The sequence below is a fragment of the Edaphobacter sp. 4G125 genome (genome assembly GCF_014274685.1).
Taxonomy (GTDB): domain Bacteria; phylum Acidobacteriota; class Terriglobia; order Terriglobales; family Acidobacteriaceae; genus Edaphobacter.
The window spans coordinates 1,552,415-1,564,693 of record NZ_CP060393.1; the positions used below are offsets into that span (position 1 = coordinate 1,552,415).

At 55.2% G+C, this 12,279-nt stretch carries 16 protein-coding genes; 8 read left to right on the plus strand and 8 right to left on the minus strand.

The window, feature by feature from the left end:
• Positions 1–276: 276 nt before the first annotated feature.
• On the minus strand, positions 277–1,140 hold the full coding sequence (locus tag H7846_RS06375; RefSeq protein ID WP_186695650.1) for a phosphatidate cytidylyltransferase: 864 nt from the start codon (positions 1,138–1,140) through the stop codon (positions 277–279).
• 105 nt (positions 1,141–1,245) lie between these two features.
• Between H7846_RS06375 and H7846_RS06380 the strand changes: the two genes are divergently transcribed.
• Both H7846_RS06380 and H7846_RS06385 read left to right on the plus strand, forming a co-directional pair.
• Positions 1,246–1,866 carry a PadR family transcriptional regulator gene (locus H7846_RS06380; RefSeq protein WP_222597551.1) on the plus strand — a complete coding sequence of 207 codons (621 nt, stop codon included), beginning with the start codon at positions 1,246–1,248 and terminating at the stop codon, positions 1,864–1,866.
• Positions 1,867–2,190, plus strand: coding sequence for a DUF3861 domain-containing protein (locus tag H7846_RS06385; RefSeq protein ID WP_186695652.1), 324 nt, complete (start codon positions 1,867–1,869; stop codon positions 2,188–2,190).
• Here H7846_RS06385 and H7846_RS06390 read toward each other — a convergent pair.
• The 4 genes from H7846_RS06390 to H7846_RS06405 all read right to left on the minus strand — a co-directional run bounded on the left by H7846_RS06390 (position 2,182) and on the right by H7846_RS06405 (position 5,061).
• Entirely contained in the window at positions 2,182–2,799 is a 618-nt protein-coding gene (locus H7846_RS06390; protein ID WP_186695653.1) for a nucleotidyltransferase domain-containing protein, read from the minus strand. The two genes, H7846_RS06385 and H7846_RS06390, sit on opposite strands and share 9 nt — an antisense overlap.
• A 34-nt stretch (positions 2,800–2,833) precedes the next feature.
• Complete coding sequence (locus tag H7846_RS06395) at positions 2,834–3,748, minus strand: isoprenyl transferase (RefSeq protein WP_186695654.1); 915 nt, start codon at positions 3,746–3,748, stop codon at positions 2,834–2,836.
• 133 nt (positions 3,749–3,881) lie between these two features.
• Complete coding sequence (locus tag H7846_RS06400) at positions 3,882–4,355, minus strand: nucleoside deaminase (protein ID WP_186695655.1); 474 nt, start codon at positions 4,353–4,355, stop codon at positions 3,882–3,884.
• A gap of 172 nt (positions 4,356–4,527) precedes the next feature.
• Positions 4,528–5,061, minus strand: a complete 534-nt coding sequence (locus tag H7846_RS06405; RefSeq protein ID WP_186695656.1) for a helix-turn-helix domain-containing protein — start codon at positions 5,059–5,061, stop codon at positions 4,528–4,530.
• A gap of 212 nt (positions 5,062–5,273) precedes the next feature.
• Here H7846_RS06405 and H7846_RS06410 point away from each other — a divergent pair, with 212 nt between their 5' ends.
• On the plus strand, positions 5,274–5,891 hold the full coding sequence (locus tag H7846_RS06410; protein ID WP_186695657.1) for an HD domain-containing protein: 618 nt from the start codon (positions 5,274–5,276) through the stop codon (positions 5,889–5,891).
• On the opposite strand, the gene pncA is transcribed toward H7846_RS06410, so the two are convergent.
• Entirely contained in the window at positions 5,884–6,534 is a 651-nt protein-coding gene (gene pncA, locus H7846_RS06415; RefSeq protein ID WP_186695658.1) for a bifunctional nicotinamidase/pyrazinamidase, read from the minus strand. The genes H7846_RS06410 and pncA overlap by 8 nt on opposite strands.
• Positions 6,535–6,536: 2 nt before the next feature.
• Positions 6,537–7,016: a hypothetical protein gene (locus H7846_RS06420; protein ID WP_186695659.1), complete on the minus strand. Its 480-nt coding sequence runs from the start codon at positions 7,014–7,016 to the stop codon at positions 6,537–6,539.
• A 65-nt stretch (positions 7,017–7,081) separates the two neighbouring features.
• Between H7846_RS06420 and H7846_RS06425 the strand changes: the two genes are divergently transcribed.
• From H7846_RS06425 to H7846_RS06445, 5 genes are all read left to right on the plus strand, one after another.
• A complete protein-coding gene (locus tag H7846_RS06425) occupies positions 7,082–8,806 on the plus strand; it encodes an acyl-CoA carboxylase subunit beta (RefSeq protein ID WP_186695660.1) in 1,725 nt (574 codons plus the stop codon).
• Between the two features lie 75 nt (positions 8,807–8,881).
• Positions 8,882–9,757, plus strand: a complete 876-nt coding sequence (locus H7846_RS06430; RefSeq protein WP_186695661.1) for a hydroxymethylglutaryl-CoA lyase — start codon at positions 8,882–8,884, stop codon at positions 9,755–9,757.
• 42 nt (positions 9,758–9,799) lie between these two features.
• A complete protein-coding gene (locus H7846_RS06435; RefSeq protein WP_186695662.1) occupies positions 9,800–10,579 on the plus strand; it encodes an enoyl-CoA hydratase/isomerase family protein in 780 nt (259 codons plus the stop codon).
• Between the two features lie 26 nt (positions 10,580–10,605).
• The gene (locus H7846_RS06440) at positions 10,606–11,043 is read left to right on the plus strand and encodes an acyl-CoA thioesterase (protein ID WP_186695663.1); all 438 of its coding nucleotides are present in this window, start codon (positions 10,606–10,608) and stop codon (positions 11,041–11,043) included.
• 45 nt (positions 11,044–11,088) lie between these two features.
• A complete protein-coding gene (locus tag H7846_RS06445; RefSeq protein ID WP_186695664.1) occupies positions 11,089–11,823 on the plus strand; it encodes an SDR family oxidoreductase in 735 nt (244 codons plus the stop codon).
• Here the strand turns inward: H7846_RS06445 and H7846_RS06450 are convergent.
• Positions 11,813–12,229, minus strand: a complete 417-nt coding sequence (locus H7846_RS06450) for a cobalamin B12-binding domain-containing protein (protein ID WP_186695665.1) — start codon at positions 12,227–12,229, stop codon at positions 11,813–11,815. The genes H7846_RS06445 and H7846_RS06450 overlap by 11 nt on opposite strands.
• Positions 12,230–12,279: the final 50 nt, after the last annotated feature.

The following is a 12,279-nucleotide window of genomic DNA, read 5'->3' on the forward strand; positions in this document are numbered from 1 at the left end:
GATGCAAAGTATTCAATCTATGTAGTTTAGGTTCGGACTTGATGGATATGCGAAGAGCCGTTTGTCCGAGCCCTTTGATTTAAGTCGAGCCCTTTGATTTAAGTATAGCGAATGGAAGACAGAAGAACTGCAAATCGATATGGCTTGTTTTCAGTGATTTAGATGAATTTTTGCTTGACACGAAAAACAACCATAGATCCTTCGACTCCGCTACGCTCAGGATGACACTTCATATTTTATGGCAAAGCATTTTTAGGGGAAGGTCCCTTGTGCGAGTTAAAACCTACCCAGGCCGAAGTCGTCCTTGAGCAGGAGAGCGAACCAAAGGACGGGAGCGGCGACCAGAAGAGCATCGATGCGGTCGAGAATGCCGCCGTGGCCCGGGAGCATGGTTCCTGAATCTTTGACCCCGGCTCCGCGTTTGACGGCGGATTCGAGTAGATCACCGAGCTGTGCGGCGATATTGATAATGGCGGCAAGAGTCAGAGTTTGCCAGATGGGTTCGGTGATGTGCAGAATCAGATTGCCACGGGCGGTCAGCGTGTCGCCAATCCAGATGACGAGTCCAGCAGCTGCCATGCTGCCAAGAATGGAGGCGATGGAACCTTCCCAGGTTTTGCCCGGGCTGAGTCGAGGCGCCAGCTTATGCTTGCCGAAGGCTTTTCCAACATAGAGTGCTGCGATGTCGCCAGACCAGACGCAGACCATCAGGAAGAGAACGAGTGCGGGACCGTCCTCCTGCTTCCAGAGCATGGGGACGATCGTAAGGGGATAGGCAATCCAGATGAGGCCAAACAAGCCTTGGGCGGTATCCGGCAAAACCTGAATCAATGGGGCGCGGAAGCCGTTCCAGACAAAGAGGATCAGAGTCAGAGCGCTAAGAACGGGGAGCTGCACCTCCACCGGAAAGTTTGGCAGAGTGACGACAAAGGCCAGGGCGGTTGCGATGACCATCCACCAGACGGGAATCCTCAGGTGCGCGTTGTGAGCTTCGGCTCCAACGGCTGCGAGCTTGAGATATTCGTAGGCTGCCAGTTCGGCAACCAGCGCAGCTCCGAGTGTGATCATCCAAAGCTGCCCAAAGAAGATCAGAGCGAAGACAGCCAGGATCAGGACGATTGCGGTGAGGATTCGCTTCATGGAAGACCAAGGTCAAGTGTATATGCAAGGTTTGTTTTATTTCAGACGACTGTTGACATATAAAGATATATCTTGATACATTCTTTTCAAATGGAGGTATTCATTATGTTTCATAAACATTTCAAAGGCTTTCGTGGAGGATGTGATCCCCGTGAGGCCCAGCAACAGTACTTTGAGCGGATGCGCTGCGGACAGGAACGCTTTGCCGCTGGATTTGGTGAATTTGGCCGCGGTCGTCATGGACGGGGGCGAGGGTTTGGGGCTGGTCCCTGGGGCGGCCGCATGTTCGGCGGACAGGACCTGCGCTACGTGATTTTGCAATTGATTTCGGAGAAGCCGAGCTACGGTTACGAGATCATCAAGTCGATCCAGGAGCGATTGGGCGGCGTCTATGCTCCCAGCCCGGGAATCGTCTATCCCATGCTGACGATGCTTGAGGAGATGGGATATGCGAGCGTAGCCGAAGAGGGTACGCGGAAGCTGTATTCGATCACCGAGGACGGAGCGAAGGCTCTTGCCGAGAACAAGGCGATTGTCGATGCGATCTTTACTCGAATGGAGCAAAGCCGCAGTGAGTATGCGCGCCAGCGTCCGCAACAGATCGAACGTGCCATCGAGAACCTGCGTATGGCATTGCGGATGAAGATGGGGTCCCTGACGACGGAACAGGTCCATACCGTTACGGACATCATCGATGCTGCTGCCAAACAGATCGAGAGGATTTAGATGAACTCCTACCGATACCGTGTAACGGTGGAGAAGCTGAGCGATGCCAGGGGCGAACCTGTCCACGGGCAGAGCCTCAGCTTCTACACGGCGAACCATGATGACATTTTGGCTATCGTGAATCAATTGCAGAACGAGTTTCCGTTCGATTCGGGAACAGCTGCTTCGCTGGGAGTGGGCCTGAAGCTCTTCAGCGAGGTTACGCTAACTCGTCGAAGCGATCCTATGTTCGACAATATTCGTCCGGCATTGGCGGAGTTTATCCAGCAACTGAAGCAATCTCCCATTGAGACAGCTTCTTCGCTGAATGAACTCCTAAAGTGAAATGAGTCGCTCGATTTCAGAGGCAAGCGTAGTGCATCTGGAATCGGTCTTCTTTGCGTGGTTCAGTAGTTGCATGATTGCTTCCTGTGCGCCGACTGCTGTCAATTGCAGATTAAGCCTTACGAAGGCTCCTTCCAGCAGCTTCTGGGCTTGTTTCGGTTTGCCACGTTTGCATGCCTTGATGGCAGCCACCGCGTTGGCAAGTGCACTCTCGGTCAGAGACCAGTCAGATGGTAGATCAGAGGCCCTGGGGTCGCAGTCAGGATTGCGGAGCGCCGAACGTGCAAATATTTCCAAATCGACACGCCAGAATGGTGGAAGATCTTCGAACCTCAAAAAGATGAGGCGGTGTCTGGGAGAGTTGCGAAATTCCGGGTCGATACGGAGCGATTGAATAACGTGTATCTTCGACAGGCAATCATGGATATTGCGTACGGCAGACGGAAATTGGGCGTCGTCGACCTCCCAGAGCACATCGATATCGCTATATGCATCCGAGGTGCCGTTTGCGAGCGATCCACGCAGGCAAGCCGTCGAGCTGGGAATGTTCTCGCGCAGGCCGTCGAGAATTTGGCAGGCAATCGTTGTCCTTACGGACAGATCAGGCAATTGTGGTTCGGGTAAGAGGCAAAATGCCGGAAGACTAGCGGCGTGTAAGTTCACGCGGCGATAGCTCGGTGGCAATCTCGGTTTCGAGTTCGGAGACGGGTTGCAGCGTGTCGATCTTCTCGTCAGAGTTTTCGTTCAATCCGCCGAAGCGGCGATCGCGGCGCTGATAGTCGGCGATGGCTTCGAGCAGATGGACTCCACGGAAATCGGGCCAGAGCCGATCGGTGATGTAGATCTCGGAGTAAGCAATCTGCCAGAGCAGGAAGTTGGAGATGCGCTGCTCACCTGAAGTGCGAACGATCAGATCAGGATCGGGCATGTGCGCGGTGTAGAGTGCGCGGGAGATTGTAGATTCGTCGAGTGAATCCAAAGCTCCTGCGCCAAGCAGATCTTCGACTGAGCAGCCGCGAGTGTGGGCCTCGGTGGTGAGGTCTGCGAGGATGCGACGAACGGCATCGACGATCTCGGAGCGGGCGCCATAGTTGAGTGCAAGGGTCAGGGTCGTCCCGGTGTTCTTTGCGGTGGCCTCCATGGCCCACTGCATCGTGTCCTGAACTTCCTGGGGAAGATCATAGGTTCGGCCGATATATGCCATGCGAACGTTATTGTCGTTCATCCGCTTGACGTTGCCGATCAGGTAGTTCTTGAGCAGCTTCATCAGGAAGCTGACCTCGGATTTTGGCCTGCGGAGATTGTTTTCCAGGGAAAAGGCGTAGAGCGTAAGGAAGGGAAGGTTGATGCGAGAGGCGGTTTCGACGACGTATTGAACGCTTTCCGCTCCCTGTTGATGGCCGAGGAAACGCTTCAGGGCACGCTTACCTGCCCAACGCCCGTTCCCATCCATGATGATGGCAATGTGCTGGGGAAGACGGGCGGGATCGAGTTGCCGGTAGACACTCTGTTCCTCGGCAGAGAGCTCGTGTACGCGGCTGGGATGATTCGACGGCAAAAACTACCTCACAACCCATGACGCTAGCACACTAGAGTAGGCGGCGCAATGAAGGCCGTTGTGGGTAAAGAGAGCAAAAGTTCAGGTAAACGATGCGATAAACAGGTTCTGCGGATCGTTTTGCTTGAGGATCTTACACGTTGGGTGTTTGTTTCCGTTGCCACTTCTCATACAGGCCTATACGCGAGCTCAAACGGACCGGAACATGGTTAATCTTCATTGATTGTTCGGAAAAGGGTTTTGCCATTTCTTCATAGATCTTTGCGGTTGACAGTCCGAACGGCGTCCCGTCGTCATTGGAATAGGCATAAACAACCTCGCTGATGCCAGCTAGCCGCATTGCAGCCATGCACATCGGGCATGGCTGGCCACTCGCATAGACTGTGCAGCCAGCAAGATTGGCGGAATGGAGTTTCTGGCTGGCAGCACGAATGGCGTTTAGTTCTGCATGTGAGGTTGGGTCATTCGTTCTGAGAATTTCATTGACTCCGGTAGCCAGGACTTCTCTGTCTTTTACGACAACTGCGCCAAAGGGTCTGCCATTGTTTTCGACGTTGGCGTATGCAAGTTCGAGTGCATTGACGAGGAAACGCTGTTCATCGGACATAGATCTATTGTGCTCTTCAGATCCGTGAGAAGGGAGATTGGATCATCTTTGTGAAAGAAAGTCTCCATGAAATCAGATTCTCCAAAGTCGTTTTAAGGAGGAATGCCGCGCCTCACCCTGTCAGGGGATTGGCGCGGCGCGGAGATGATGGAGGGCAGACGGCCAGCGTCTGTCAGGCCGTGCGACGGCGTCCTGCTGCCAGTTCGCGTACGTGATTCAGGAAGATGGAACGCTGAAGTGCGTCCAACTGCGAGGTGTACGCAGCGATCTCAGCCAGAAACGGATCCGTCATAAGAACGGCGGTTTCGTCACGATGGCGGGTGCTGGAGTCACGCAGCAGGGTAGAGATATCAACCTGCAATGCCCTGGCGAGACGGTCGAGCGAGGAGAGCGTAGGCATGGCCTTGCCGTTCTCGATCTTCGAGATGTAGGTGCGGGGCACGTTCATGCGCGTCGCCAGTTGACGCTGCGAGAGGTTCCGAACCTGACGCAGCTCTCGAACCGCAGCAGCGACCTGCAACCCATCGGATGACTGGCTTGCGGGGGGAACGATGGATAGTGGGGTCGGAGCCACCTCGGGTTCTTCAACCTCGAGCGACTTGTGGCAGCGGCGGCACAGGGAGTTGGCTGTACGGAACTGCACCAGGCTGCAGTGGTCGCAACGCAGAACTTCACGCTGCTCGACGGGGGCCATCATAGTTGCCATAAATTGTCTTGACGCGGGCGGGCCCAGAGCAAGGAACCGCGGCGCACGTCCGATAACGAACGATGCGATGTGCCTAGATTGACACCGGGTTCCTTTGGAGTCAAGAGGAAAACGGAAGTTTCTTAGTAGAATGTCGGGAAAAACCAGAAGAGAACCAAAGTAGTAACTTGTCGGGCGAGAGACGAGAGAATAAAGGGCCAGAGGAGATGAGCATGAAGAACTTTCGACGGGACGATGCGCAGGCGTTGCTGGAAGAATGGACGAAAAGCGAATCGCTTCGTAAGCACGGCATGGCGGTATCGATCTGTACGGAAGCCTATGGCCAGCGAGAGGCCGAGAGGCTGGGGCTTAACGGAGCGGAGGCTGAGGCTTTTGTGGAGCAGTATGCTTGCGCGGGACTGCTGCACGATATGGACTATGAACGTCATCCGTCGCTCGAAGAGCACCCATTTGTCGGTGTGAACCATCTGCGTGAACTGGGCTGGCCAGAGCCAGTGCTGCACGCCATCCTGGCCCATGCGGATTACTCAGGTACGCCGCTGGAGTCGCATCTGGACAAGGCACTCTTTGCTTGCGATGAGCTGGCAGGCTTTCTGACGGCGTGTGCGTTGGTGAAGCCGACCAAGTCGGTCCGCGACGTGGAAGTTGCCGGAGTGAAAAAGAAGATGAAAGACAAGGCGTTTGCGCGGGCGGTGAAACGCGAGGACATTACGACTGGAGCGGAACTGCTGGAGATTCCGCTAGAAGAGCACATTGGGAATTGTTTGAAAGCGATGCAGGAAAGGGCAGAGGAGTTGGGGCTGGCAGGAACAGGCCGGCAGGTTAGCTAGTCAACACGTTGGCCTGGATCAGCTGGACATTTTTGTTGGCGAAAGCGGCTTGGGTTTCTTCGACCGAGCCTGATATTCCAACTGCTCTTGTCGCATCCTCAATCACAATGCACTCAAACCCCGCAGCGGTTCCATCGATTGCAGAAAAGCGAACGCAGAAGTCGTAGGCCAGTCCGCAGAGAAAAATGCGCTTCAGCCCTCTTTCGCGTAGGTAGCTGGCGAGGCCGGTGGGAGTCTTGTGATCGTCTTCGAGAAAGGCGGAGTAGCTATCGATCTCGCGGCGGAAGCCTTTGCGCAGGATCAGCTCCGCATGGGGGATGTCGAGGCCGGGATGTAGGTCTGCTCCAGGAGTTCCCTGAACACAGTGATCGGGCCACAGGGTTTGGGTTCCGTAGGCGACCTCGATGGTGGTGAAGGGCATTGCGCCAGGATGTGATGAGGCAAAGGAGATATGTCCGCGTGGGTGCCAGTCCTGGGTGAGGATAACGTGTTCGAATCGCTGGCTGAGCCGGTTGACGATGGGGACGATCTGATTGCCGTCTTTAACTGCGAGTGCGCCTCCAATTCCATCAACTGCAGGGCAGAAGTCGTTCTGCAGATCGATGACGAGAAGAGCGTCGGTAGGCTGGGGAGTGATAGACATAGCTATTTACCCTTGCCGGCTGTGTTCTGGATGGTCCTAATCTTGATCTCTGATTGCTTGCAGGTCTTGTCTTTGCAGATTCCTGTGATCCAGACCTCGCCGGAACCGAGCATGGCTCCCTGGTAGTTGACGAAGAGGTCTTCGTACTTTTGCTTTGTGATCACCTCGGCGATGTGCGGGGTCATGATTTTGTCGTATTGCGTGATGAAGCTCTGCGGGGTGCGGATGGTCATTGCGGCCTTAGTGCGTGGGTTGACCGTGATGGGATAGCTGACCATCGCCGCTACAGCAGCGGCATCGTGCTTTTCGACGGCTTGTTTCAGGCTGGCAAAGAACGTCTGGAATTTTGCGGCATCGCCGATGTTGTCCGTGATGGATTTGTCTATTTCAGCGTGGCTGCTTTGCGCAACGACGAATTGCGGCGCTACAAACAGAGCACCGAGGAGAAGGATCAAGCGAGGCGCTGTGACGCGGAGCTTCATGGGTTCCCTCCAGGAATAGGGTAACTTGAACATGCTATGCTGGCAGGTCTTCTGTGGATGGTGGAATGGCAGAGCAAGGAAAGCTGGAAAACACACTTGAGTCGAAGCTGGATGTAAAATCGGCGCGGTTTGCCGCGAACAGAACTGCGATGCTGGCGCTGTTAGGTGGCTTTCGGGAACAAGAGGCGGCGATCCGTCAGGGCGGTGGAACGAAGGCAGCAGAAGCGCAGCGAGCGAAAGGGCGGCTGACGGTGCGAGAGCGTCTGGCGCTTCTGTTAGATGAGGGAACCGAATTTCTGGAGCTGGGTTTGTGGGCGGCGCATGGGATGTACGAGGAGTTCGGCGGCGCTCCAGGTGCGGGAGTCGTTACCGGGCTGGGCCGCGTGAGCGGACGGCTGTGCATGATTGTGGCTAACGATGCAACCGTGAAGGCAGGGGCGTTTTTTCCCATGACGGCAAAGAAGGTTCTGCGGGCGCAGACGATCGCACTGGAGAACCGCATCCCGACGCTGTATCTGGTGGACTCTGCCGGAGTGTTTCTGCCGTTACAGGAGGACGTGTTTCCTGATCAGGACGACTTCGGTCGGGTCTTTCGCAACAACGCCGTGATGAGTGCGCTTGGGGTTCCCCAGATTACGGCGATTATGGGGATGTGCGTCGCGGGCGGAGCCTATCTTCCGGTGATGACCGACACGGTCCTGATGACGGAGGGCTCGGGCCTGTTTCTTGCCGGGCCATCACTGGTGCAGGCGGCCATCGGTCAGAAGACTGATCCGGAGGAACTGGGCGGAGCGTCGATGCACGCAGAGATTTCGGGCACGGTCGACTTCAAGGAACCAAACGATCATCTGTGCATTGCGCGTTTACGATCGTTGGTCGAAAAGATTGGAGAGCATCCCGAAGCTCCGTTCAGCACTGTGCCGTATACGGCTGCGAAGGATGCACCGAAGTACACGGCAGAGGATCTGTATGGCCTGATCGATCCCGATCCGGCAAAAGCTGCGACAAATGTCTACGACATGCGCGACGTGATTGCGCGAATTGTCGATCGCTCTGAGTTCGATGAGTACAAAGCGGACTTTGGGCGTACTGTGCTGTGCGGTTATGCACGGATTGGGGGCCGCGCAGTGGGCATTGTCGCCAACCAGAAGGTGCATCAGCAGCAGACTGTAGCGATGGGCCCGCAGGCAGGCACGAAGCGCACGGAGTTCGGTGGTGTGATCTATACCGAGAGCGCGCAGAAGGCGGCGCGGTTCATCATGGACTGCAACCAGAGTCTGATTCCACTGATCTTTCTGCATGACGTAAATGGCTTCATGGTGGGCAAAGATGCGGAGTGGAGCGGGATTATTCGCGCTGGTGCAAAGATGGTTTCGGCGGTGAGCACGAGCGTGGTTCCGAAGATTACGGTGATCGTCGGTGGCAGCTTTGGCGCAGGGCATTATGCGATGTGTGGCAAGGCCTACGACCCACGTTTTATCTTCGCCTGGCCAACGGCGCGTTACGCAGTGATGAGCGGAGCCTCGGCAGCGAATACGCTGGTCGAAGTTCGAGTGAAGCAGATGGAGCGCGGCGGGAAACATCTTTCGGAAGATGAGAAGAAGGCGATCTTTGAGGAGATCAAAGCGACGTATGACTCACAGGCTGATCCTCGGTATGGCGCGGCACGGATGTGGGTGGATGCGATCATCGATCCGGCGAAGACTCGTGAGGCGCTGATGACGGCACTGGAGGCTTGTGCGCTGAATCCGGAGGTGGCGAGGTTTAATCCTGGGGTGTTGCAGACGTAAGTTCTATGAGAGACAAATACAGGGATTCTTCGCTACGCTCAGAATGACGAAGAATGTAAGTTGTAGGGGTAAAAAGTGGCGACCAATGTAGTAAAGATCATTGAATGTCCGCGCGACGCATGGCAAGGACTGCCCTTGCATATTCCTGCGGAGGTAAAGGCGGACTATCTTCGTCTGTTAATTGCAGCAGGATTCAAGCACATCGACGCCGTTAGTTTTGTCTCTGCGGCAGCAGTGCCGCAGATGACGGATTCCGAGAAGGTGCTAGAGTACCTCGACGCTCCGGATGATACCGAGATCATCGGGATTGTCGTTAATGCGAAAGGTGCGGAGCGCGCCATCAAGACCGAGGCTGTGCAGACGCTGGGGTTTCCCTATTCCATCTCACCGGAGTTTTTGAAGCGCAATCAGAACCAGACGCCTGAGGAGTCCTTGGAGGCCCTCGAACAGATCGGCACATTAGCGTACAAGTCCGGGCTCAATGTGGTGGCATACATCTCGATGGCTTTTGGAAATCCTTATGGCGATCCGTGGTCGATCGACGAGGTGGTGGATGCCTGCGATCTGCTGATTGATTCGGGAGTGACGCAGGTGTCGCTTGCCGATACGGTTGGTCTTGCAACTCCGAAGCTGGTTGCTGATGTGGTGAGCGATGTTCTCGCAGTGCATGATGGAATTGAGGTCGGTGTGCATCTGCATGCGCGGTACGAAGGTGCGAGAGAGCGGGTGCGTGCGGCCTACCAGGCAGGATGTCGCCGTTTCGATGCCGCGATCGGCGGGTTGGGAGGATGCCCGTTCGCACAGGATGTCCTGGTGGGAAATCTCGCGACTGAGATGGTATTGGAAGAGTTGCGAGAACTGGGAGCGGAGCTTCCACCTCTTACTCCGTTAGAAAGTATTCAGACAGCAAGCGCGGAGATTGCACGGAAGTATGGCACTAAAGTGCAGTGAGTTGTCGTATTGCGGTAGGATGCGGTGGGCAGCGAGGGAACGATGAGCTACAAGACGATTCTGGTAACAGAGGCGGATGGTATCAAGACAATCATGCTGAACCGGCCAGAGCGTCGTAATGCGATGACTCCGGAGATGCAGGATGAGCTGATTACCGCACTAGAGAAGGCTGCTTCCGGTCAGTGCCGAGTGGTCGTATTGACGGGCGCAGGTGAAGCATTCTGTGCCGGTCTGGATATGGTGCATCTCCAGACCATTGCAAAGAAGTCACAGCCTGAGCATGTTGCCGATGCCGAACGTGTGTCTCGTCTCTTTCGCACACTCTATGAATTGCCTAAACCGACCATCGCGATGGTGCAGGGGCCGGCGATTGCAGGAGGAACAGGGCTGGCCATGATCTGCGACTTCACGCTGGCCGCGTCGGGTGTGAAGTTTGGGTTCACTGAAGTGAAGATCGGGTTTGTGCCAGCGCTTGTATCTGCATTTCTTACATTGCAGGTAGGAGAAAAGCGTGCACGGGACCTTCTGCTGAGCGGTAGGCTTTTTTCGTCAGAAGAGGCTGAGCGTCTGGGGCTAGTGAATCATGTTGTGCATGCCGAAGAGCTGGTTGAACATGTCATGTCATTGGCGCGATGCCTCAAAGGGAACAGTCCACAATCGATGGCTGCGACCAAACGCCTGATGGCTATGCAGAACCGCGCCTGGCTGGATGCTGCGCTTGCTCAGGCCATGACGGCCAATGCGGAGGCCCGCGCGATGCAGGATTTCTATGAAGGCGTAACGGCGTTCCTTGAGAAACGGAAGCCTGTCTGGGGCAAGTAAGTGAATTCCTTCGATAGACTGAATAGATGAGCGAAGGAACCAGCAGAGAACCTGTGATCAGTGAATCCCGCTTGCGGGTTCGCTACGCTGAAACCGATCAGATGGGCGTGGTCTATCACGCGAACTATCTCGTCTGGTTTGAGGTGGGTCGCGTGGACTTTATCCGTACCCTGGGCATGGATTATCGGTCGATGGAGCGGGAGGACGGTCTTGGGATTGCTGTGGTGGATGTTTCGGCACGTTATAAGTCACCTGCCCGGTACGATGACGAATTGATCGTTGAAACCCGTTTGCTTGCTGCCCGAGGGCCAGTGATTAAATTTGGTTACAGGATTGTGAAAGCTGCTGACCGTGCAATCCTTTGCGAAGGCGAAACGGTGCATGTCGTGGTTGGCAAGGACATGCAGAAGCGCACTCTTCCCGAGAAATATGCGAAACGTTTTGCCGAAGTCCTCATCAGATAACCTGAGTCGATTCGATGGATATCGAATGGATAGGAGCGATTTGCGATGAGCACAAAGAAGGTAGCGCTGATTTCCGGCGCAAATAAGGGAATTGGTTTCGAAACGGCACGTCAGCTGGGAAAACAGGGAATTACGGTTTTGGTAGGAGCACGCGATTTGGGTAAGGGCGAAGCCGCGGCTTCGCAGCTCAAGAAAGAAGGCATCGATGCTCAAGCCATTCAATTCGATGTTGTCAATCCAGCCGACATCAAGACTGGTGTGGAGAAGGTCGAGAAGGAGTTCGGTAAGCTGGACATCCTGATCAACAATGCCGGGATCATGTTGGAAGGAATTGGCGGCAATAATTCCTCTACAGTTTCGGAGGAGATTCTGCGCAAGACATTTGATACGAACTTTTTCTCAGCCATCTCTGTAACGAGAGCATTTCTTCCTCTCCTTAAAAAGAGCGAAGCGGGTCGTATCGTCAATGTGTCCAGCATACTTGGCTCGCTGACCCTACACGCAACCGAAGGCTCGCCGATCTATGAGGCGAAGTCGCTGGCTTACGATGCTTCGAAGACTGCATTGAATGCGTTCACAGTTCACCTCGCGCATGAGCTCAAGGGAACAAAGATTAAAGTGAACTCCGCGCATCCGGGGTGGGTGAAGACCGATATGGGGACGGATGCTGCTCCTATGGAGATCGCAGACGGAGCGAAGACAGAGGTTGAACTAGCGACTCTTGGTCCGGATGGTCCCACAGGGGGTTACTTCCATCTCGGTGAAGCAATCAGCTGGTAAGCAGGCCGCGCGGCTTTACGTTCTCGCGAATAAATTGAATTGTTGTCTCAAGCGGCGTCCCGGGGCCAAAGATGGCTGCAACGCCGCTTTCTTTCAGGAGAGGGAAGTCTTCCTGCGGGATGGTTCCACCGACCACAAGAAGAATGTCGTCTGCGCGTTGCGCGTGAAGTAGGTCTCGAATGCGCGGGACAATGGCGTTGTGTGCGCCGGAGAGGATCGAGAGGCCGATACAGTCCACGTCTTCCTGGATGGCCGCAGAGACGATTTTCTCCGGTGTTTGTCGTAGACCCGTGTAGATGACTTCCATTCCTGCATCACGAAGGGCTCGTGCGATCACCTTGGCCCCACGGTCGTGACCGTCGAGGCCCGGCTTTGCAACGAGAACGCGAATCGGCGGTTTTGCCATGCGCCGCGAGTATACGTTCTCGAACCTGCTTAACGGAACTCCGTTCGTCC